Annotated in this window: 8 protein-coding genes; all 8 read right to left on the reverse strand. The window is 61.8% G+C overall.

Annotated features, from left to right (window positions below):
• Window positions 1–111: 111 nt before the first annotated feature.
• A complete protein-coding gene (gyrA, locus tag OZX73_RS00465; protein WP_277149613.1) occupies window positions 112–2,742 on the reverse strand; it encodes a DNA gyrase subunit A in 2,631 nt (876 codons plus the stop codon).
• Between the two features lie 103 nt (window positions 2,743–2,845).
• Window positions 2,846–4,888 carry a DNA topoisomerase (ATP-hydrolyzing) subunit B gene (gyrB, locus tag OZX73_RS00470; RefSeq protein WP_277150860.1) on the reverse strand — a complete coding sequence of 681 codons (2,043 nt, stop codon included), beginning with the start codon at window positions 4,886–4,888 and terminating at the stop codon, window positions 2,846–2,848.
• Window positions 4,889–5,234: 346 nt separating this feature from the next.
• Window positions 5,235–5,732, reverse strand: a complete 498-nt coding sequence (locus OZX73_RS00475) for a DUF721 domain-containing protein (protein ID WP_277149615.1) — start codon at window positions 5,730–5,732, stop codon at window positions 5,235–5,237.
• The gene (locus OZX73_RS00480) at window positions 5,729–6,958 is read right to left on the reverse strand and encodes a DNA replication/repair protein RecF (protein ID WP_277149617.1); all 1,230 of its coding nucleotides are present in this window, start codon (window positions 6,956–6,958) and stop codon (window positions 5,729–5,731) included. The genes OZX73_RS00475 and OZX73_RS00480 overlap by 4 nt, the downstream gene beginning before the upstream one ends.
• A gap of 112 nt (window positions 6,959–7,070) precedes the next feature.
• On the reverse strand, window positions 7,071–8,195 hold the full coding sequence (gene dnaN / locus OZX73_RS00485; protein ID WP_277149619.1) for a DNA polymerase III subunit beta: 1,125 nt from the start codon (window positions 8,193–8,195) through the stop codon (window positions 7,071–7,073).
• 649 nt (window positions 8,196–8,844) lie between these two features.
• Window positions 8,845–10,629 carry a chromosomal replication initiator protein DnaA gene (gene dnaA / locus OZX73_RS00490; protein ID WP_277149621.1) on the reverse strand — a complete coding sequence of 595 codons (1,785 nt, stop codon included), beginning with the start codon at window positions 10,627–10,629 and terminating at the stop codon, window positions 8,845–8,847.
• A gap of 393 nt (window positions 10,630–11,022) precedes the next feature.
• The gene (locus OZX73_RS00495) at window positions 11,023–16,785 is read right to left on the reverse strand and encodes a BspA family leucine-rich repeat surface protein (protein ID WP_348519455.1); all 5,763 of its coding nucleotides are present in this window, start codon (window positions 16,783–16,785) and stop codon (window positions 11,023–11,025) included.
• A gap of 575 nt (window positions 16,786–17,360) precedes the next feature.
• On the reverse strand, window positions 17,361–23,339 hold the full coding sequence (locus OZX73_RS00500) for a BspA family leucine-rich repeat surface protein (RefSeq protein ID WP_348519456.1): 5,979 nt from the start codon (window positions 23,337–23,339) through the stop codon (window positions 17,361–17,363).
• Between the last annotated feature and the right edge of the window lie 305 nt (window positions 23,340–23,644).

Below are 23,644 nucleotides of genomic sequence, written 5' to 3' on the forward strand. Positions count from 1 at the left end.
GATATAACCTGCTATGAGGCTACCAGTCTTCGGGGACGAGCAAGACGCGGTTTCCGAGGCCATTGATGTCTTTTTGCACACTTGCTCTAGGACACTGGGGCTTTCAGAAATTTACGCCTTGTCCGCGTCATCGCTTCCGTTGTCGTCGCCCTCATCCTCGTCGTCATCCGTATCGGTGTTGCGTGCGATGGAGAGGATCTCGTCGCCCTTGTCAGGCTTGGCGAGCGTCACACCTTGTGTATTACGACCGGTGCGCTTGACCTCATTGACGTCGGAGCGGATGACCTTGCCGGACTTCATGATGGCGAGGATCTGGTCGGAGTCGGCCACGATGACCGCACCCACCAGTTCGCCACGGTCCTCGTTCATCTGCAGCGCCTTGACGCCGAAGCCGTTGCGGCCTTGGAGGCGGTACTGGCTGATGGAGGTGCGCTTGGCGAAGCCCTCGTTGGTGACCACGAGAAGGCTCAGCTCGTCTTCCATGTCGGCGCGGACCACGTCCATCGCCAGGAGCTCGTCGCCGTCGCGGAACTTCATGCCCTGCACACCGGCGGTCTGGCGACCCATCGGGCGCAGCTGCTCGTCGTCGGCCTTGAATTTGAGGCTCATGCCGTGCTTGGAGACGAGGATGATGTCGTCGTCCGCGTTGCACAGCGTCGCACCGATCAGCTCATCGGCCGGCTCGCCGGTCTCCGGGTCCTCCATCAGGCGCACGGCGATGAGGCCGCCCTGACGGGTGGAATCGTATTGCGCCAGCGGGGTCTTCTTGACCTTGCCGGAACGGGTCGCGAGCACAAGATACTTGGCAACTTCGTAATCGGGGATGGAAAGCACGGCCTGGATGGTCTCGTCGGGGGAGAGCTGGAGCAGGTTGGCCACGTGCTGACCCTTGGAATCGCGGGAGCCTTCCGGCAGCTCGTAAGCCTTCAAGCGGAAGACGCGGCCGCGGTTGGTGAAGAAGAGAATCCAGTTATGCGTCGAGGTGAGGAAGAAGTGGTCGACCACGTCGTCCTGACGCAGCTTGGCGCCCTTGATGCCCTTGCCGCCGCGGTGCTGGGCGCGGTATTCGTCGGCCTTGGTGCGCTTGACGAAACCGGAGTGCGTCACGGTGACGACCACGTTTTCGTCGGCGATGAGGTCTTCGTCGCTCATCTCGCCGGAGAACGGCAGGATCTTGGTGCGGCGGTCGTCGCCGTACTTGGCCACGATCTCGTCAAGTTCGTCGCCCACGATCTTGCGTTCGCGTTCGGGGCTGGCGAGGATATCGTTGTAATCGGCGATTTTCTTCATCAGCTCGTTGTGCTCGTCGACGATCTTCTGGCGTTCCAGAGCGGCGAGACGGCGCAGCTGCATGGCCAAAATCGCGTCGGCCTGTACATCGTCCACACCAAGCAGATCTTCAAGGCCGGTGCGTGCGGTTTCGACGTCCTTGGAGGCGCGGATCAGGGCGATGACTTCCTCGATCATATCGAGGGCCTTCAGGTAGCCCTGCAAAATATGGTCGCGGTCTTCGGCCTCGCGCTTCAAGTAGCGGGTACGACGGTCGATGACTTCGAGCTGGTGGTTGACCCAGTGGCTCACGAAGGCATCGAGCGAAAGGGTGCGCGGCACGTTGTCGACCAGCGCGAGCATGTTCGCGCCGAACGTCTCTTGCAGCTGGGTGTGCTTGTAGAGATTGTTCAGCACGACCTTCGGCACGGCGTCGCGCTTCAAGATGAGCACGAGACGTTGGCCGGTGCGGCCTGAGGTCTCATCGCGCATGTCGGCGATGCCCTGGATCTTGCCGTCGCGCACGGCGTCGCGGATCGAGGCGGCGAGACGGTCGGGGTTGACCTGATACGGCAGCTCGGTGACCACGAGGCACATGCGGCCCTTGATCTCCTCGGTGTTGACCACGGCGCGCATGGTGATGAGGCCACGGCCGGTGCGATAGGCCTTCTCGATGCCCTTGTGGCCGAGAATCGTGGCACCAGTGGGGAAGTCCGGCCCCTTGATGCGCTGAATCAGCGCTTCAAGCAGCTCTTCCTTGGTGGCGTCCGGGTGATCAAGCGCCCAGTGCACGCCGTCGGCGACCTCGCGCATGTTGTGCGGCGGGATGTTGGTGGCCATGCCCACGGCGATGCCGGAGGAGCCGTTGACCAGAAGGTTTGGGAAGCGCGCAGGGAGCACGGTGGGCTCCTGCGTCTTGCCATCGTAGTTCGGCACGAAATCGACGGTGTCCTTGTCGATATCGCGCACCATCTCCATCGCGAGCGGCGCCATACGGCACTCGGTGTAACGCATGGCGGCTGCAGGATCGTCGCCGGGTGAGCCGAAATTGCCCTGTCCATCGACCAGCATGTAGCGCATCGACCACGACTGGGCCATACGCACCAACGTGTCGTAAATGGCGGAATCACCGTGTGGATGGTACTTGCCCATGACGTCGCCGACGACGCGGGAGCACTTGTTGTAGCCGCGGTCGGGGCGATAGCCGCCGTCATACATCGCGTAGATCACACGGCGGTGCACCGGCTTCATGCCGTCACGCACGTCGGGGAGCGCACGCTCGACGATCACGGAAAGGGAGTAAGCGAGGTAGGAATCGCGCATCTCCTTGCCCACGTCGATCTTCTGGATGCGTTCGCCCTTCATCAGGCCGTAATCGGTGTCGTCGGCCTCCTGCGGGCTCAATGGTTCGAGTGCGCCACCGGGGATGTACTCGTCATCGCCGTCATTGTTATTGTTGTTTTCGTCTGCCACTGTAAATCCTTATGTCTTTAAAAATCACTCAGTTAGATTGCTATTCATTGATTTCGAATAACATCAGACGTTACGCGTCGATACTGCGCCGTCTGTTCATCTCCTAGGCGTCGATGAACTTCGCACTCGGGGCATTGCGCTGGATGAACTCGCGGCGCGGTTCGACCTCGTCACCCATCAGCATGGAGAAGGTCTCGTCGGCCTGTGCCGCGTCATCGATCGTCACCTGCTTCAAAATGCGGTGCTCGGGATCCATGGTGGTGCCCCACAGCTCCTGGTAGCTCATCTCGCCCAGGCCCTTGTAGCGCTGGATGCCCTCGCCCTTCGGCAACTGGCGTCCGGACTCCTTGCCCTCTTTCAAGACACGGTCACGCTCGGCGTCGGTGTAGACGAAGCTGTGTGGACCCTTGGTCCACTTGATGCGATACAGCGGCGGCATGGCGACGTAGACGTAGCCGGCGTAGATCATCGGCCGCATATAGCGGAAGAAGAGCGTCAGGTTGAGTGTCGCGATGTGCGCGCCGTCGACATCCGCATCGGCCATGATGATGACCTTGTGGTAGCGCACCTTGTTCAGGTCGAAGTCCTCGCCGTATCCGCCGCCGACGGCTGTAATCAAGGCCTCAATGGTGTCGGACTTCATGATGCGGTCGATGGAGGCACGCTCGGTGTTCAGGATCTTGCCACGAAGCGGCAGGATAGCCTGCGTGATCGGGTTGCGGCCCTGGATGGCGGAACCGCCTGCGGAATCGCCCTCGACGATGAACAGCTCGCATTCCTCGGGGTTGTTGGACTGGCAGTCCTTCAGCTTGTCGGGCATGCCGGCGGTCTCGAAGACGGACTTGCGGCGCGTGTTCTCGCGGGCCTTCTTGGCGGCGATACGCGCGTGCGAGGCTTCGAGCGCCTTCTGGATGATGTTCTTGGCATCGCTTGGGTGGGCGTCGAACCAGTCGCCGAGGCGGTCGGTCATCACGCGCTGCACGAAGGTCTTGGCTTCGGAATTGCCGAGCTTGGTCTTGGTCTGGCCTTCGAACTGCGGGTTGGTGAGCTTGACGGACACCACGGCGGTCAGGCCTTCACGCACGTCGTCGCCGGAGAGGTTGTCGTCCTTGTCTTTCAGCAGGTTCTTGTCGCGCGCGTAACGGTTGACCAAGCTGGTCAGCGCGGCGCGGAAGCCCTCTTCGTGGGTGCCGCCTTCGGTGGTGGAGATCGTGTTGGCGAAGGTGTGCACGGCCTCGGAATAGGCGGTGGTCCACTGCAACGCGATTTCCGCTGAAATGCCAAGGTTCAGATCCTCGGCCTCAAGGTCGATGACCTCGTCCTCGATCGGCGTGGCCTTACGGGACTTGACCAGGTAGGCGACGTAATCCTTGATGCCGTTCTGGTAGCAATAGGAGACGGTTTCCGGCTTCTCTTCGGTGGCATCGTCCTCGCCGGCGACCTCATCGCCCGCGACGTTGTGCTTGCGCTCGTCGGTCAACGTAATACGAAGACCCTTGTTGAGGAACGCCATCTGCTGGAAGCGCGAACGCAGGGTTTCGAAGTCGTATTCGGTGGTCTCGAAAATCTTGGGATCGGCCCAGAACGTCACGGACGTGCCGGTGGACTCGCCCTCGGCCAGCGGAGCACCCTGCTTCAGCGGGGCGGTGGCCTTCTGATCCTTGAAGCTTTGCGTCCAGTGATAGCCCTGGCGGCGCACCTCCACGTCGATTTCGGTGGAAAGCGCGTTGACCACGGAGATGCCGACGCCGTGCAGGCCGCCGGAGACCGCGTAACCGCCGCCGCCGAACTTGCCGCCCGCATGCAGCTTGGTCATCACCGTCTCGACGCCGGAGACGCCCTCGCCGGGCACTTCATCGACGGGGATGCCGCGGCCGTTGTCGACCACGCGCACACCGTTGTCTGGCAGGATGGTCACTTCGATATGCGTCGCATAACCCGCGAGCGCCTCATCGACGGAGTTGTCGACGATCTCGTAGACCAAGTGGTGCAAGCCGCGCGGGCCGGTGGAACCGATGTACATACCCGGACGGATACGCACGGCCTCAAGGCCTTCAAGCACCCTCAGATCGCTGGCGTCGTAATGATCGGGAGCGAGCGAATCATCAAGCTGGGCATCTTCGAGTTCGTCGGTTTCCGCTTCAATCTGCGCTTCGGTTTTGGGTTCGTTGCTGTCATCATTGGCGGTATCGGTGTTCTCATTATTCACTTCAGAGTCTGCCACAAGGTTCCTTCCTGCATTTTCCCTCGCACGAAAGGCTTCTTGCGCGGGCGATACACTCTAGAAAGCAAATAATGGGGCCTTCTAGAGGTTTAACCATATAGAGGCCATTTTACTCAGATAAGGGGACATTCAAGGTATTACCCCCCAAAGATGAAATTTTGATAAAACGGATGCCATTAAGCCGCGATATTAGACAAATATTCGCAAATGAACAATCGACAGTGTTCCTTGACCTTGGATACTCGGATTCATATCCATCCGAAGCTTGTCAGTACCGCATATAGCGGTTCGGATAGCGTCGACCACCGGCACCGCGCCTGAAATTGTGCGACTGCGGGCCGGTGACGCGAATGTCACGAATCTCAAGGCCCTTGAGCCGTTGGCGAATGGTTGCGGTGAGCTGGGGGATGAGGTAGGTCAACTGGGTGGCCCAGGCGTTGGATTCGGTGTTGATGGTGAGCACGCCGTCATTAAAACTGGTGACCACGGAATGGTTGGCGATGGCCGGTCCAACCACCTGGTCCCAGTGGTTACGCAACTGCGCAAGTTTAAGGTGAGGGGTCCAGTCGCCGTCGGTGGCGATGACGGACATGACCCCGCCGAGCCTGCCCGGGTCGCGCCCGGGCTTGCCGAAGTTGTTCCATGCGCTTTCCTCGCGCGCCTTCCAGTCCTTACGTGCGCCAGCGCGGGACGAGAGCCTGTTAAACACTTCAGCGGGCAGTTTCCGTTGGTCAAGATGCAGTTGTTCGGCGATCGGCGGCTTCATGATCGCGCTCCATCACTGTCATCATCCGAATCAACTGTGTTGTTCTTCCGAGCGGCTTGCAGTTGCGCCACCAGATTCGCGTTCTCGTCTTGTGCGCCGGCTTTGAGTTCGGCGACGTTAATGATGGTGGCGTCGCCACCTCGAGTCGCGTCCGAAGGAATATCGCCAGCGGCGGCCACGGTGATGAGCACTTGGTCCTGCTGCATCGCGAAATCGAGGATCTGTTTGCGCCTGGTCTCATCAAGCTGGGCGAAGACATCATCGAGGACGACGATGGGCTTGACCCCTTGCACCTCGGTGATTTCGTCGAATAGGGCCATCTTCAACGCGAGCGCCATGGTCCACATCTCGCCGTTCGAGGCGAATTCGCGGGCGGGCATCCCGTCAAGCGTCAACGTCACATCGTCGCGGTGCGGCCCAATGAGATTGCGCCCGCGCGCGATCTCCCCGTCATACAACCGTTGGTAATGCTTGCTGATCTCCGGTTCGGGCTGCTCGAAATCAAGCACTTCCTCGAACGATGGCGCGTATTGCAATCCCGCATGCTGCGGCTTGCCGGCCAGCTCATCGTAAATGCGCGAAAATGGCCCAGCCAACTGTTCGATCAATCCAGCCCGTGCGCGGGTCAGGGCGACGCCGACGGCGATGAACTGACCGGTCCATATCTCCAGCCCGTTGAGCGCGGCGTTCTTCGCGTCCACCGGTTCCCCGCGTTGCCCAAGCTGCTTCAACAGCGCGGCACGTTGCTTGGCGATTTTGTTGGCGTTGGAAAGGTTGGCGGCATATCCCGGAACCAACAGCGACCCGGCCTGGTCAAGAAACCCACGCCTCCCAGCCGGATCGCCCGCCACCAACCGCTGGTCATCCGGCGTGAATGAGACGCTCGGCACTTTACCGACAATATCCCGCATATACAGTGAACTGCCACCATTGATGCGCCCACGGTTGGCCCCCCGCGCCGCGATGGTCACTTCATAGGTTGTCCCTGTATCAGCACCTTCATTGACATTGGCGCGGATGGTGGCCCTGGCCTCGCCGCGCTCAATCAATGGCAACGAGCTGGAGACACGGTGGCTGGAGCCGGTGGAGAGCACTTCAATGGCCTCCACGATGTTGGTCTTGCCAAGTCCGTTCGCGCCTTTGAGGATGGTCACCCCAGGCGTGAAATCCACGACAAGGTGCGGCCATGAACGGAAATGGTCAAGCGCCAGCCGCGAGATGTACACGCGAACTCCTTACCTTGTATCCAATATCTGCGAAAAATGAGGTAGAAAGAAAAATATCTTACGGTGTGCAACTAAATTAGTGAACACCGTAAGATAAATTTCATATCGAAAATCAGTTGTTGAAGCGCATCGGCACAAGCAGGTAGCGGTAATCCATCGACTCGTCGGAATCGGCTTCCTGCTGTCCGTTGAACTCGACCGGCTTGACGGCAGTGGTCATCTTCATGCGCACGAACGGCTCGGTGATCGCGCTCAATCCCTCAATCAGATATGACGGGTTGAAGGCGACGGTGATGTTCTCGCCATCCATGTCGATGTCAAGGACCTCCTTGGCCTGCGATTCGTCGGCGGTGCCGGCGGAAAGCGTCAACGTCTGGCCTTCGAAGACCATGCGGATCGGTGCATTGCGTTCCGCGACCAGCGCCACACGCTTGATGGCGCCCAGCAGCGCCTCCTTGTTTAGGACGGCCTCGATTGGGTATTCATCGGCGAACAGCCTGTCGACCGCGGGGAACTCCCCATCAATCAGCTGCGAGGTCGAAACGCGCCCAGCGTTCTCAAAACCAAGCAATGACGGCTTTTCCGTGTTGAAATCGATGATCACGTTCTGGTGCTCGTCGACGGCGCGGGCCACATCGCGCAAAAGCGAGCCACGGACCAGCGTCTCGGTTTCGAGATCGCTGTCCTGCGGCGTCCACTTGAAGGTCGAACGTGAAAGCCGGAAGCGGTCGGTGGAGGTCATCACGACTTTCTCGCCGTTGAACTGGATGCGCACGCCGGTCAGCACTGGGCGGTTCTCCTCACGCGAGACGGCGACCGAGGCCTGCGAGACGGCCTGCACGAACGTGGGCGCATCGACCTGGCCCAGCATCGCCGGGGCTTCGGGCAAGTCCGGATATTCAGATTCGGGCATGAGCTGCAGATTGAACGTTGACTTGCCGGAGGTGATGGTCAGCGTCGTATCCGACGTGGACAGATAGGTTTTTTGCTGTGGCAGCGCCTTGGTGATGTCAGCGAGTAGTTTACCTTGTACGAGAATGCTTCCGGCCTCGTCGACGCCCGCCTCGATGTGGTGTTGAGCGGAGATTTCGTAGTTGAAGGCCGAAAGCTGCAAGGTGCCGTCGGCTGCTTTGAGTTTGATGCCTGCGAGGATCGGGTTGGCCGGGCGTGCGTCGATGACGCGGGTGGTCCAGGCAACTGCGTCCGCCAGGGCGGTGGAGTTGATTTCGACTTTCATAAGGCTCCTACTTTGGTGATTAACTGGTTTTTATTCTAGTTGCTTTTGTTCATCGTGAGATACAGATTCAACTTGCTCACTTCGCTGACCACGATGAAACGTAAGTTTGCTTAAGTAATCAGGATAATAAGCACGGTGAATATGTGGATAACATGCTTTATGCCTTATAAACAGCTTTATCCACAAGCATTGCGTATGTGGATAACCCGGCGAAGAATTGTGGATAAACCCTTGAGTTATCCACCGGCAAGGCTTCGCGCTTTTTCTATCCACCGTTTTTCGAGACGTGTCCACGAGTTTTCCACAGCAGTTAAGGCGAGTATCCACGCGTTATCCGCAGAGTTTACCCCCATTTGTGAATAACTATGTGGATAAATATCGCCAATAAATTTTCCACTGCCGGTGTGTCGCGCGGTGGAAAACATGAAAATCGTGTGAATTTGCCTGTCAAAGGCAACGTGACAGATAACGCGAAAGAATCAAATAATCGCGAATGTATTACATAAAATGTTGTTTGGGGGTGTCTCTTCAGTTGACAATTACCTCAAGAAAGCGATCCGACACACCATAGATGGCCGACTGACATCATTCGCCATCCATTAGCGATGTTGTTAAGCTCCGAACCGTACAGATACCCAAATCAAGCCGCTTAGCCCTCCGGGTGCTGCTTCAGGCGCACCGTGAGCTCCATGACGTAGTTGTAGATTTCCTGCTTCTCCTGCATTTCGTTGGAAATGCGGGTGTAGGCGTGCATCACGGTGGTGTGGTCGCGCCCGCCGAAGACCTCGCCGATGTCCACGAGGCTCATGCTGGTCATCTCGCGGGCCAGGTACATGGCAATCTGCCGCGCCAGCGCGACGTTCTTGGTGCGTGCGCGGCCGACAAGGTCGTCGAAGGTCAGGTGGAAATACTTGGCCACCTGCCCGATGATGTCGGTCGGCTTGATCTCGACGTCCGTGGTGAAGAAGTCCTGCAGGGTCTGCTCGGCCAAGGCGCGCGAGACCGGCTGGTTGCTGAGCGACGCGACGGCGGTGACGCGGGTGAGCGCCCCCTCGAGCTCGCGGATGTTCTCGGTGAAGCGTTCGGCGATGAGGTCGAGCACGTCGTTGGGGATGTTGGAATGGTTCATCGAGGCCATCATGCGCAAAATGGCGATGCGGGTCTCGAGATCCGGCGGCTTGACGTCGACGGTGAGGCCCGATTCGAAGCGCGAGATCAGGCGTGCCTCGAAGCCCTTCAGGTTCTTCGGTGCGACATCGGAGGCGATGACGATGCGCTTGCCGGCCTGGTAGAGCGCGTTGAAGGTGTGGAAGAACTGCTCGAGCGTGGCTTCCTTGCCGCCCAGGAACTGGATGTCGTCGATCAGGAGCACGTCGACCTGCCGGTAGCGGCGGTTGAACGCGGCGATCTGGCCCTGGCTCTGGTTCGGGGTCTGCAGCGCCTCGATGAACTCGTTGGTGAACTCCTCGCTGGTCACGTAGCGCACCTTCAGTGTGCTGTCCTTGACCAGTGCGTAGTTGCCGATGGCGTTCAAAAGGTGGGTCTTGCCCAGCCCCGAGCCGCCGTAGATACACAGGGGGTTGAAATCCTTGCCGCTGCCCTCGGCCACCGCCAGGGCCACGGTGCGCGCGAAGCGGTTGGAATCGCCGGGCACGAAGGTGTCGAAGGTCGCGTTCTTGTTGAGGTGCGTCTCCGGGTCGCGCGCGGTCTTCTGGTCGTCCACCTCGAAGGCGGTCGTCGATGCTGAGGTGGGCGCGGATTGCGCCGTCGCGCCCGCCTGCGGCTGTGTCTGCGTTTGTCGTTGCTGTGTTGGCCGCGTTTGCTGCGATGCCTGTTGCGTTTGGGGTTGTGGCTGCTGTGGCTGTTGCGACGGCTGCCCGGCTTGTGGCTTCGGGTTCATCGCCGCCGTTTGGCCATCGCGTGCGTTCCCGTACCTGTTCTCGCGCCCGGGCGCGGCGGGATTTCTCATCTCGTCGGGCACATCAAAGCTCAGTTGCGACGCTTGGACCGGCCCAGATTCGCGCGCGTAGTCATAACGATAGGCATCGCCGCTGGCGGTCTGTCCGGTCTGGTTTTCACCGTTGAAAGGCGTGCTTATTGCCTGGTTGGTGCCATTTCTGTTCCCGTCGCCATTCCCGTCGGCAACATTCTTGTCCTCGAGCGCGGCGATCTTGAACGCCGGGAACATGTCGTGCCCGGTCACGAGCCTCAGCGCGCCGAGCAGCGCCTGGTTGAGCTCGCCCTGCAGCGCCTGCTGGGTGGCCGCGTTGGCCACGCACAAAACGATGGTCGGGCCGAAGACGCCCTCGGGCCGCACGCCCTCGAGCCAGCCCTTGCTGCGCGGGGTGACCGAGCTGTCCTGCTGCAGCACCGCGAGCACGTCGTCCCAAATGCGTATGGCTTGGGCCATCGGGTCGTTCGACTCATCTGCCATTATGGCCCTTTCTCGATCGTTCTGTACGTTTCCGGCATCGTCGCCTCCGCCATCGTGCCGTCAGGGTTTTTGGCACAACATATTCGACTTCGCGATGCGATATTCTATATGTACTCCTACGCCCCGAAGTTATCCACAGTCTTGCGTGTTGGAAACATTGAATTGTGAATAACATCCATGTAATTTGTGGATAACTGGCCCTCGTATCCCCATCGTTGCAAGGCTTTGCGAGAACCCGGTATCTTCACATTTATATATGTTACTTATCCACAATCATCTGATCTTTGAGATGCTTCAGTATGGGCGAACAAGAAAAAACCGGCACGGATTAGGTTGGATTTCCGTACCGGCTTCTCTTTGGGTTTTGCCTAGCATCTAGGTGTTGTTCGCGCCTTATCTGGAGGAGCCTTGGCCTTGTTCGCGTCTCTTGTCGCGTAGTTTGGTGGCTGCGGCGAGCAGGAGGAGGGTGGCGCCCAGCAGGAGGGCGAAGAGGGTGGCGAGGCGTCGGGCCGTGCCACCGGTCAGCGGCAGGGCGTGCAGGATGGTGGCGCCGGCGGGGATGGTGACGTCCTGGGTGGCGGTGGCCTTGGCGTAGCGGTGGGCGACGCCGCGCCAGGCGCCGTCGTCGCCGACGCTGCTGGCGGACACCCGGTAGCGGCCGCCCTGGGGAATCCCCGTGCCGGGCAGGGTCAGCGTCCAGCCGTGCCTGGTGGCGCCGTCGTAGGCGCCCGCCGTGTTGAGGGTCGGTGCCTGGGCGGTGCCGACGGCGCTGCCGGTCTGGCCGTCGAGCCCTGTGGCGGTGGCCTCGACGGTTTCGTCGCTGGTCCATGGGGTGGCGCCTCCGGTGATGGTGACGTTCTTGGTGGCGGTGTCACGGCTGGCGGCGTCGATGGCGGGTTGGTTGAGTGTGCGCCATACGGCGTGCAGGGTGGTGTCGGCCTCGGGGGATCCCGCGGGCGCGCTCAGGGTGGTGGTGCGGTTGCTGGGGTCGCCCATGCCGGTGTCGGGCGCCGTGGCGCTCTGCGTCCGGCTCCAGCCGAGGAACACCGCGTCCGGGGGCTCCATGCTGCTGGTGGGCCGGGCGAGGGTGAGGTCGCTGGGCCGGCTGGCCTGGGACGTGTCGACGAGGCTCTTGCCCGGGTCGGGCGCCGTGGCGCTGGCCCCGCCGGGCATGTTGGGGTCGTAGGTGGTCTTAAGCCAGGGCAGGGTGCCGGCGAGTTCTGCGGCGGTGCTGTGGCCGCCCCTGCTGTTGGTCTGCGTGGCGGTGAAGTGGTGCTGGCCGTCGGCGCCGTACCGGCTGGTGTACTGGCTGGCGGGGAAGCTGACGCTCCAGTCCCAACTGGCCGCGGTTGGTGTGGCTGGTGTGGCTGGCGGTGTGGCGGTGTAATGGTAGCGGTTGTAGATCTTCACCGGCGTGCCTATCTGGTCGGTGGACATTCTAAAAGCGGCGTAGGCCCAGATGTCATAGTAGCCGTCGCCGTTCTTGAAGTCCGCGTCCTTGGTCGTGTGGTCCGTGTCCTTGGGCGCGGGGTAATAGCGTCCAGTCCAGGCGACATTGTCGTTGGCGCCGGTCCAAGGTAGCACGTTGTCGGTGATGTTGGTGGTGATCTCGCTGCAGTCGGTGGGTACGTCACCGGCGGTGGGGGCGGGCGTGCCGGCAGGACAGATGCGGATATGAGCCGCAGTGCCATCGGGGCTGGTGAACGTGGTGTCGCGATCGACGCGGCCGGTGATATTGATGCTGCCTACATCGGCGGGGTCGACGGTGAAGGTGTTAACGCGAGGGTTGCCGGTGGTGACGGGTGTGAACTCGCTGCCGGGCGCGGGCTCGGGCCCGGGTCTTGGGTTGGGAGCGGAGGTGCGGCAGGTGTCCGTGCCGCCGGTTCCGTCGGTCATGCAGGCTTTGACGGTGTCGCCGCCCGTGCCCATGGCCTTGCCCGTCAGGGTCACGGTGTCGCCGGTGTGGTGGTAGGCGGCCGCCAGATCGGTGGGGATGGACACGCTGCCCCATTTGGCCGTGAACGCGATCGTGGTCTCGGACTGCCCGCCGGACGTCCCGTAGGACGTGGGTATGGCCACGGCGCCGGGCTGCCAGGTGCGTTCGCCGCTGGCCCAGGCCGCGAACAGATCGCCTGAGGGGCCGGCCAGGCCCGTGCCCGGGGGCAGGGTCAGGTAGGCGGTTGTACTGGCGGTGTCGACGAGCTGTCGGATGGTGGCGGGTGTGGTGCCGGTGCTGCCCGGGTCGAGCGCGAACGTGGCGGTCATGTAGGGCAGAATCCCGGTGGCCGTGGCGCTGCCCGTCAGCGTGGCGCCGGTGTCCGGGTCGGTGGCGGTGACGTCCATGGTGACGGTGTAGGTGCTGCCCGGCGTCGGGTCCACAAGACGACTGATGGCAATGTTGTTTGCTCTACATAAGCGACTGTTGCATCGGATGGGTATCGGCCCGACCCCGGATCTCGCGGTGGCCGTCCATCCGCTGGGCGTGTCGGAGGCCGTGATGAAGGTGAGGCTGACGGTCTGGGCCGCGCCGGGTATCGCGCGGACGGTGATGTCTTTGAGCTTGAGGCCGATCGATTTCCAGAGTGCGTCGAGGGTTATCGTATAGTGTCCGGAGCCGTCGTCGGCCGCGTCGGCGGTGGGAATCTTCTGCGAGCCCGTGCCGTACGTGTTGCCGGCGGCGGTCCATCCGCCGAACATCTTGTTGGCGGGCGAGGTCATGCCCGAGCGCCCCGGCAGGTCCAGCAGCGCGCCCTGTTGGGATTCGGCCGCGGTGGTGTCCACGAAGCCTTTGGTGTCGTTGGGCGGGGTGCCGGTGCCGTCGCCGGTGGTGAACCGGGCGGTCATGTAGGGCAGGACGCCGGTCTTCACGGTCTGCTTGGTCATCATGGCGCCGGTGTCGGGGTTCCTGAAGCTGCCCGTGGCGGTGATCGTGTAGGTGCCGCCGGGCGTCGGGTCGCTTTGGAGGCTGGCGATCGGCAGGCCCGTCACCTCGCAGTAGGGCGTGTCCGTGGAGCCGGACGTGTAGGGCGGGGAGGTGTGGCTGCAGGAGCCGCCCAGGCCCGTGCTCATCGAGATCGTGCCCGAGTGGTCCGGGCTGCCGGCCTGATCGGCCTGGATGTGAACGGTCACGGGGCTGCCGGCCTGGAGTTGCTCGACGCCGGCGTAGACGGAGGGGGCCGGCATGGTCTTCCACTGGGCGGTGAGGGTGACGGTGGTGTGCCCGGTGCCGTCGGTCGAGCCGTACGAGGTCAGCAGCGGGTTTTCGGTATTGGCTGCCTTGTTTGGCGGCCAGCTTCTGCGGCCTGTGGTCCAGGAGTCGAGCCAGGTGTATTGGTCGGGCGCCATCGTCCCGGACCGCCCGCCCGGCAGGGTCGGGGCCACCCAAGACCACGGTCCGTAACTACCGGTGGTGTCGACGAGGGTATTGATGGGGGCTGGCGCGTTGCCGGGGACGCCGTTCTTGTCGAAGTTGATTGTCATCCAGGGCAGCACGCCGGTCAGCTGGCCCTCGTCGCTGGTGACCTGCTTGTCGGTGGCGGGGTCGGTGATTGTGGTGGTCGCGGTCATCGAGTAGGTCGAGCCGAACGCGGTCGGGTCCACCAGGTTGGTGATCGGCCAGTCGTAGACCTGCCAACGGCTGTCCTTGCGATAGAAGGTGTAGCTGCCGCCCCTTCCCGTGCGGACCACCATGGAGGTGCCGAAAGTGCCATGGCTCTTGATCTCGAAATCGACTGCTCCCGCACGGCTGCTAGGGGGGGCGGAGACGGTGGGCGCTTTGACCTTGAGGTCTTCGATGGTGGGGGCGAACGAGGCCCATTGGGCGGTGAGGGTGACGGTCTTGCGGGGCTGGTACTGCCCCTTGTTGAAATGCAGGGATGCGTTACCGTCGATTGTGCTGTTGTCGCGGCTGTCCTTCCAGCCGACGAAATACCTGTGGGCCGGGTTGGTGAGTATCTTCTCGTCGGGATTGAAGTCTTGGGCCGAGGAGCTGGTGTCGATGATGTAGGACGGGGTGCTGGTGGCGGCGCCCGTGCCGGGGTCGATGATGATCTTGGCGCCGGAACTGGCCAGCACGTAGTAGCCGGCGGGGTTGGTGGAGGCCTTGGTCTTCAGGGCGCCTGTGTCGCCGACCAGGCCGACCAGGCTGGCGCCGGCCGCCAGGCCGGTCCTCTGGTCCCATATCAGGTTCGCGGGCACCTCGGCGAAGGCGGCGGGGTCGAGGCGCGTGGAGGCGCCCAGGCCGAGGGCGGTCAGGCCGCTGGGGAGCATGCTGGCCATGTTGGCGGGCAGGGGCGTGACCCCGCTGGTGTTCCAGCTGGACAAATCCAGCGTGGCCAGCGCCGCGTCGCCTTGGAACATGTTGGCCATGTTGGTGACGGCGCTCACGTCCCACTCGGCGGTGTTGAGGGCGGCGAGTTTCGGGCAGTTCTGGAACATGGAGTGGGTGTCGGTGGCGGCCGCGCCGACGAAGCCGTTGGGCAGTTTCAGCGTGGCCAGTTCGGCGTCGCCGTTGAACATGTCGACCATGTTCTTGGCCTTCCCCACGCCCGTCCAACTGGACAGGTCCATTGATCCCATTCTGGCGCAGTTTTTGAATGCCCCCTCCGCGTTCGTGACTCCGCTGAGGTTCCAGTTTGACAGATCGGCTGTGCTGAGGAGTGAGCATCCGTCAAACATGTGACTGATGTCGGTGGTCGCGCTCGTGACCAATCCAGGCAGCGTAACTTCTTGAAGACCGTTGTCTCCTTGGAATAGGGAGGTAAGGTATTTACTGTTACTCCGGTTAAGCAGTTTCAACGTGTTAAGGCCTGAGTTTTTGAACATGCCAGTCGCGTTTTGTCCAAGACTAACAAGTGTAAGGTCATGCAAATCTTGACAGTTGGCAAACATATAGGAACTGTCATCATCCACATTTATCGCAAACTCTTGTCCGTAAATGGATATGAATCGTAATTTAGTGCATCCATAAAACGTGTAGCTGCCACCATTTGTGACATTACTTACACTTACTAAATTCGAGTCCCCTGCGAATGCGCGATAGGCGCTGGTTCCATCTCCTCCGGCAGTTGTGCTGAAATTTACGAATGTTAAACTGTCGTGGGTATCTACATATTCGAGATTCGGCATATTCGAGAAGAAGCCATCTGGGCTGGAATAGTCGAGCTGTAAATTGTACTCAATACTCATACCATGCCCGGGACCATGCCCGGCGGGAGCTTCAAATACAATTCCGGTAATTTCGGCACTGTAGGGTTTCCACCAAGCTGTTGAATTGCGTGAAAAATATGCGTCTGGTATTTGTAGACCACCACCTCCGTCAATATAGCCTATATGAAGAACGCAGCTGGAATCAATGGCCCACGCCATTATGATGTGGCTGCCGGGCACTATTGGAAGTAGATTTAGGCCTGTACGGTCTCCTCCTGTTCCTGCGTAGCCGTTGACTCCGGCGTTTGAAGGTACAGGGGTGCAGCTGCTTTGTGGGGAGGGGCTGGGGTCGTCCTGTGGCTGCGGTGTCTCGGGCTGGTAGGACGCAGGTTGTGTTGGGTGGGCTGGCGGCGCGGCTTTGCTGTTCTCGGCGTGTGCGGCCGCCGGGATAACCGGCCCGGAAGAGCCGACTGCCTGTCGTTGTTCGTTTCCTGTTTTGTCGGGTGAGGCGGGGGCGGCGGGCTTATCGGCGTGGTCGGTGATGGTTGCCATGGCGCTCACCGGGCTGTGGCTAGCGGGAAGGGCCGCCGGCTGGGCGCGCAATAATGGCGTGGCGTTGGCCGCGCCGTCGGATTGCGCGGCGGGCAGCCCGTCGGCCGCTCCGGTCCTGGTTGTCGGGGACGCGGACGGGTGGCCGTTGGCCTTGCCGGGTTGTGCTTTCGTGCTCGGGGACGGCGTTGTCCGGGAGTGTGTGGCGCCTGGAGCGGGCCGGGTATCAGGACGGGTGGCGTCTGGCTTGGATTGTGTCGAGGAATGGGCAACAGCAGACTCGGCAGGGTGCGCGGCGGCGGACGCGTCGGTGTCGCGCCGCAAAGGCGCGGTTTGGCTGGAAGTCGGGGGATTGGCCGGCTGGGCTGGCGGATTCTGGTGACCAACCTGCGGGGAGGGAGCGAACATCGTCATGGCTACGCACAACGCAAATGCCACGATACTGTGGACAATACCCATAAGGAAACCAACCTTTTCAACCAATACAATCCCACAATGTATTACATTGCGGGATGCACTACAATCAAACCCAATTTGCAAGGTTAGTGGCTTTCCCGCCTGATTTCAACCGGATGTCCACGGATGACCCGTCTGCGGCCCGGATGTCCCGAGGGCCCGCGTCTATGCGGAGGAGAACTTTTCAAAACGTTTGCCGCCGCGGATTGCCTTACATTTCGGAGGGTGCGACGGAAGGTTTTTGTCGTTTTGTTTGATGCCTGAGAGTCGGCTTTTTGAGCCTTCTCCCCCGGCGTGTCGCAGGCGGCGCGTAAGTGCCTGGGCGTTGGCTGGTTGGCCCTTCCTTGGGTCGTTTGCCTATTGGCCTATCGCGTCCGGCCGCAGGTCATTTCATGTTTGAGGTGGATTCGGTATGGGTGGCTTTCGGCATGCGGGATTTTGGTGTATCGGAGGTTGGGGGTAGGTGGGGGTGGGCGCCGGCACGGGGTTGGTTTGGGTTTGGTTTCCGTGCCGGCGCCCGGTTGGTTCCCGCCCGGCCCATGGGTGGGGGCCGGGCGGGAAGTGTTTAGTGGCGCGTCTTATCTGGCGCGTCCTTGCAGTTGCTCTCTTCTCCGGTCGCGGAGCTTGGTGGCTGCGGCGAGGGTGAGGAGGGTGGCGCCGAGCAGGAGGGCGAGGAGGGTGGCGAGGCGTCGGGCTGGTCCGCCGGTTAGGGGCAGGGCGTGCAACATGATGCCGCCGACGGTGACGTCCTGGGTGGTGGTGGCCTTGGCGTAGCGGTGGGCCACGCCCCGCCATGCGCCGTCGTCGCCGACCGCGCTGGCGGACACCTGGTAGCGGCCGTTGCGTGGGAGGCTGGCCTGGGGCAGGGTGAGCGTCCAGCCGTGCTGGGTGGCGCCGTCGTAGGCGCCGCTGGTGTTGACCGTCGGTGTCTGCGTGGTGTCCAGGGCGCTGCCGGTCTGCCCGCTGGTGGCGTGGATGAGGAGCTCGACGGGTTCGTCGTTGGTCCATGGGGTGGTGTTGCCGGTCAGCGTGGCGTCCTTGCTGGTGGGGTCGCGTTTGCCTTTGGCGTCGATGGTGGGCTTGTTGAGCTTGCGCCACACGGCGTGCAGGGTTGTGTCGGCCTCGGGGGATCCGGCGGGGGCGCTCAGGGTGACGTCCCTGCTGGAGGGGTCGCCCATGCCGGTGTCGGGCGTGGTGGCGCCCGCGGTGGCGGACCATCCGAGGAAGACCGCGTCGGCGGGCTCCATGCTGTCGGTGGGCCTGGCGAGGGTCAGGTCGCTGGGCCGTGACGTCTCGGACGTGTCGACGAGGCTCTTGCCGGGGTCGGGCGCCGTGGCGGTGGCTCCGCTAGGCATGTCGGGGGCGTAGGTGGTCTTGAGCCAGGGGAGGACGCCCTGCAAATCGGCGGTGGTGCTGTCGGTGCCCAAGCTGGTCTGGCTGGCGGTGAGGTGTTGCTGGCCGCCGGCGCCGTACCTGGCGGTGTAGTCGGCGGCGGGGAAGCTCACGCTCCAGTCCCAGGAGGCGGCGGTGGGCGCGGCCGGGGGCGTGTTGGTGTAGTGGTAGCGGTCGTAGACCTTGACTGGCGTGCCCATCAGGGGAATGTTGGTCGTGCTGGGCCCCCAGGCGTCGTAGGCCCAGATGTCGTAGTAACCGTATCCGCTTTTGAAGTCGGCGTCCTTGGTCGTGTGGTTCTGGTCCCTGGACCCGCTGGCGCGTCCGCTCCAAGGGAGGTTGTCCCTAGCGCCGGTCATGTAGCCGCTCGGGCCGCCGGTGATGAGGGTGATGATCTCGCTGCAGTCGGCGGGCACGGCCCCGGTGGCGGGCGCTGGCGCGCCCGCGGGGCAGACGCGCACGTGGGCCGTGGTGAAGTTGGAGTTGGTGAATGTGGTGTCGTGGTCGACCTGGCCGGTGATGTTGATGCTGCCGGTGTCGTTGGGGTCGACCTGGAAGGTGGTCACGCGGGGGTTGCCGGTGGTGATGGGCGTGAACGCGTCGCCGGGCGGGAGCTCGGGCGTGGGCTTGGGGTTCCGGGCGGTCCGGCAGGTGTCCGTGCCGCCGGTTCCGTCGGTCATGCAGGCGGTGACGGTGTCGCCGCCCACGCCCATGGCCTTGCCCGTCAGGGTGACGGTGCCGGCGGCGTGGTGGTAGGCGGCCGTCAGGCCGGTGGGCTTGGCGACGGTGCTCCAGGTGGCCTTGAACGCGACGATGGTCTCGCCCTCGCCGCCCGCGGCCCCGTTGGCGGGGACGAACTGGACGCCGGGCTGGCGGGAGCCGCCGCCGGACTTCCAGCCGGTGAACGCGGCGCCGCCGGGCCCGGTGAGGGCGCCCGCGGGGTCGGGCAGGTCGATGTAGGCCCCGTGGTCGGCCGAGGTGACGAGGGCCTTCCTGTCGGGGATGTCGTTGCCGGTGCCGCCGCCCTTGGCGAACGTGGCGGTCACGTAGGGCAGGATGCCGGTCGTTGTCTTGGTGGCGGTGACGGTTTGGCCGGTGTCGGGGTTGGCGGCGGTGATGGTGGCGGTGACCGAGTACCGGGTGCCGGGCGCGGGGTCGACGAGGTCGGAGACGGGCCCGGCGAAGCTGCAGGTGTAGGCGGTGGCGTAGCAGGTGCCGGCCAGGGCGCCCACTGCGGAGGCGGCGCTCATCGACCAGCCCGCGGGCGCGCCGATGGGGTCCCTGACGTAGAGGGAATAGGATGGCGTGGCGCCGGGCCTGGCGGTTACGCTGGGCGCGTCGAAGCTGAGCGCGAGCGTGTCCCATTTGGCTTTGAGGGTGAGGGTGGTGTGCGCGCCTGTGGTCGTGCCGCCCCTGAGGTAGACCAGGTGCGTCGCGTTCGCGGGGTATGTGTTGCCGTCGGACGCGTTGGTCCATCCGCCGAGCCAGGAGTCGCCGGGGCCGGTCAGCCCGCTATGGCCGGGCAGGGCCAGGGTGGCGACGTTGGAGCTGCTGTTGCTGAGCTTGCCGTCGATGATGGCGCTGACCGGGCCGGGGGGCGTGCCGGTCCCGCCGTTGGCGGCGAAGGACACGGTCGCCCAGTCCAGCTGGCCCGTCAGGATGCGGGTCTTGGTGATCCGCTGGCCCGTGGCTGGGTTGGTGACCGTGGTGGTCCCCGTGACGGTGTAGGTGCTGCCGGGCGTCGGGTCGACGACCCGCCCGATGTCCCAGCCGTCCGGATAGTTCCCTATGGCCTGTTCAGGGTTTGTATAGTAGCTGCTCCCGGCCAGGTCGCCGCTGTTGAGGTCGCCGTTCGGCCGCCCGGTCGACAGGCTCTCCGAGACGGACAGGCCCGCGGCCTTGATGATGGGGTATTGGTTTGGATCGGTTCCGAGCGCAAGACCGACCTTGTTCGCGGGTTGTGAGTCGGTGCTGCCGAACGCGCTCGGCTTGGAGATGTCAGGCGCGGTGAGCGTCGACCATACGGCGGTGAGCGTCAGCGAGGTCTTCGCTCCCGACGTGTACCCCAGTGACTTGGAGATGGCGTCGTTGCTGCCGGGCGCGCGCGTGCTGACGGCGCCCGCCCAGCCGGACAGGTACGTGTCGCCGCCCGGCCCCGTCATCCCCTCCTGCTTCGGCATGGTCGGGTAGGCGGTGCCGTCGTCGGTGTTGATCAAGGCGTTGGTGGTGGGGGGCGGCGTGCCTGAGCCCGTGCCGCTGGTGAAGGAGACGGCCATGTAGGCCAACGTCCCGCTTTTGGTGCCCGTTGGGCTGGTGACGTCCAGATTCGTGTTGCTGTCATGGGTGGTGTATGTCATGTTTATCATGTACGACGAGCCGATCGACGACTCCAGGCTCGACGCCGGGAAATTGATGATCGTGCAGCTGCTGCTTCTGTAACCGATGGCGCAACTGGCGTGTCCGCCTATGCCCGTGGTCATGTTGATTGTGGTGTTGACTTCCCCGTGAACTGTGAAATTAACGTTTGGCGTGTAACTCATATAGGAGCGGACGTTTATGTCGCTGATCGTCGGTGTGGCCATCGCCTTCCACTGCGCGCTCAGCGTCATGGTCTTATGATCAAGATAGTTGAAAGTCAAAGTCGCGTCCAGGTCATAGGTGGTGCCGGTCGTGTTGTCCTTCCAGCCCGTGAGCAGGCCGTGGGGCGCATTCGCGGTGAAAGTGACTGAGGAAAGGCTGAAGGTGGCTCCCCCTTGGTCGGTTTTGATGGTGTATTGCTGAGGGGTGCTTATCGCGCCTCCATTCGGGTCGATGGTGATCGTCGAAGTGCAGGTGAGGACCTTGTCGACGTAGTAGCCGGCGCGGTCGCTGCCCGCCGCGCGCGTCGCGAGGGCCGAGGTGTCCCCGACCTCGCTGACGAGCTGGGAGTCGTCGGCGAAGCTGCTCATCTGCCTCCATGTGATTGTTGGGGACACCTTCGCGAATGCGTTGGTGTCAAGCTTTGTGTTCGGCCCCAGCCGCAACCTGCGCAACCCGGACGGCAGCATGTTCTCCACGGGCTTCTCTGTGCTGCTCGCCTGGTGAGTCGTGTCGAAGCTACTCAAATCCAGCGTCATCAGTTTGCTGCACCCTTCGAACATGCCACCGTAGTGTAGGTACGGTTCATTGAAGTACTGGACCTTAGCAGTGTTGAAGTGGGTGACGTCGAGGTTGGTGAGTCCGCTGCATCCTTCGAACATGCCACACATCCATATGACGTTGGTGGTGTTGAAGTGGGTGACGTCGAGGTTGGTGAGTCCGCTGCAGCCTTTGAACATGCCAGCCATGCTCACGACGTTGGTGGTGTTGAATCCGGATACGTCGAGGTTGGTGAGTCCGCTGCATCCTTCGAACATGCCAGTCATGTTCCCGTCTTTGGTGGTGTTGAATTTTGATACGTCGAGGTTGGTGAGTCCGCTGCAGCCGTAGAACATGTACAATGTGAGTATGACGTTGGTGGTGTTGAATTTTGATACGTCGAGGTTGGTGAGTCCGCTGCAGCCGTAGAACATGTATCCTGTTGATGTGACGTTGGTGGTGTTGAATTTTGATACGTCGAGGTTGGTGAGTCCGCTGCAGCCGTAGAACATACTACTCATATTTTCGACACTGCTGGTGTCCCATCCGTCGATCTGGAGGTTGGTGAGTTTGTTACAGCCGTAGAACATCTCTCCCATATTGTTGACATGGCTGGTGTTCCAGAAGCTCAGGTTGAGACTGGTGACTTTGCTAGGATATCCCTGCGTACCACCGTAGAACATCCTGGTCATGTTGGTGACGTTGCCGGTGTTCCACCCGCTGGTGTTGAGGCCAGTGATTGTACTGTTTTCGAACATGCTGGTCATGTTGGTGACGCTGTTGACACTGAGATTACTGAGATCCAGATTGGTATTTCCCAATTGTTCCGAAAACATCTTGGTCATGTTGGTGACGTTGCCGCTATTCCATCCGCTGATATTGAGGCTGGTGAACCCACAACCTTGGAACATGCTGGTCATGTTGGTGACGCTGTTGACGTTGAAGTTGCTGAGATCCAAGCTGGAAAAATAGGCGTAGCTGAACATGCCGGTCATGTTGCTGACATGGCTGGTGTCAAAGTTAGGGATGCTGAACGCACCACCTTGCCAACCAGTGTCAGAGAACATGTTGCTCATGTCTGAGATCCTGCTATTGTCCCAGTGAGCGATATTGACTGATTGAAGTTGTCTATCTTCAGAAAATAGGCTTATTCCTGCGTTGCCGGATAGCCGCAAGGTGCCACCTGTTACACTGGTGAGTTTTGAAAGGCTGGCGAACGCTCCATGCGTGCTATTAGTGGTTTTTAAGGTTAAATCACCGTCGATGCTGATGGAGGTAATTGAGTTTGCGTAATCCTTCCAAGGGGTGTCACCGCTATATGGGGCGCGAAAGTCGTAGTCAGGGCTTGTGCCGCCAGAAAGGTGGAGGGTGCAACCGTTGTCGACATACCAGGTAACTGTTGATGGATTGTCCCAAATCCATGGATCTGTTGGTGTGCAACTTGCTTGGGGCCCGACCTGCGCCTGACTCGGTGTCCTTGGTTCTGGCGAGGGATGTTCGCTGGCTGGTCTGACGATGTGCGAAGCTGTCGTTACGTCAGTGTTGACCGCTGGACGCGCTGTCTGTGTCGTCGGAGACGCGGAAAGGTGTTGGGTTGTTTCGGTGCGCCCTGCCGGTGCCACCGGAGACGGCCTGGCGGAGAGGGGCGGAGCCGCAGCGGCCACGCCGGATTTTGATTTCAGAAGTGTGGTGGGTTGCTTGCCATTTTTGCCGGGGTGCGTCGTCGCGACTTGGGCAGAGTCGGTATCAGGATTGGATTGCGCCTCTGGCCGCGCGCTGGGATTGGATGGCGTGGCAGGCGAGGATTTGGCGGCGGTTCCGGATTGTGGTTGTGGGTTGGACTGAGTGTCGGGCTTGGACGGCGAGCCGGGTTTGGATGGTGTTGAGGAATGGGCGACGGCGGATTCGGTGGGGTGGGCGGCGTTGGACGCATTCGTGTCGCGCCGCGAAGGTGCGGCCTGGCTGGAAGTGGGGGTGTTACCGGGTTGGGTTAACGGGTTTTGGTGACCGGCCTGCGGGGGGGGGTCGAAATCGTCATTGTTATGCACAACGTGAGCGCCACGATACTGTGGATAACTTCCATGGGAAACCAACCTTTTTCAATTACAAACACAGTTCCGCGATGTAATACATCGCGGAACGCAACCTGTGTCTTACGTTACCGTTTCCCCTGTCCAGTTTCAACCCGGCCGGCCACGGCCGTCCTGCTTCCCGGCCGGCGGCCATGAACGCCCGCTCCGGTGTGGCCGGGAGCTTTTCGAAACGTTTGCTGCCTTGTGCCGCTTGGTGTCCTGGATGGTTTGCCGGGAGGTTTCCGGCGTCGGGCCCGGTGTCCGGGAATCGGCTTTCCGGG

The organism is Bifidobacterium sp. ESL0775 (genome assembly GCF_029395475.1).
In the GTDB taxonomy this organism is placed as follows: Bacteria; Actinomycetota; Actinomycetes; order Actinomycetales; family Bifidobacteriaceae; genus Bifidobacterium.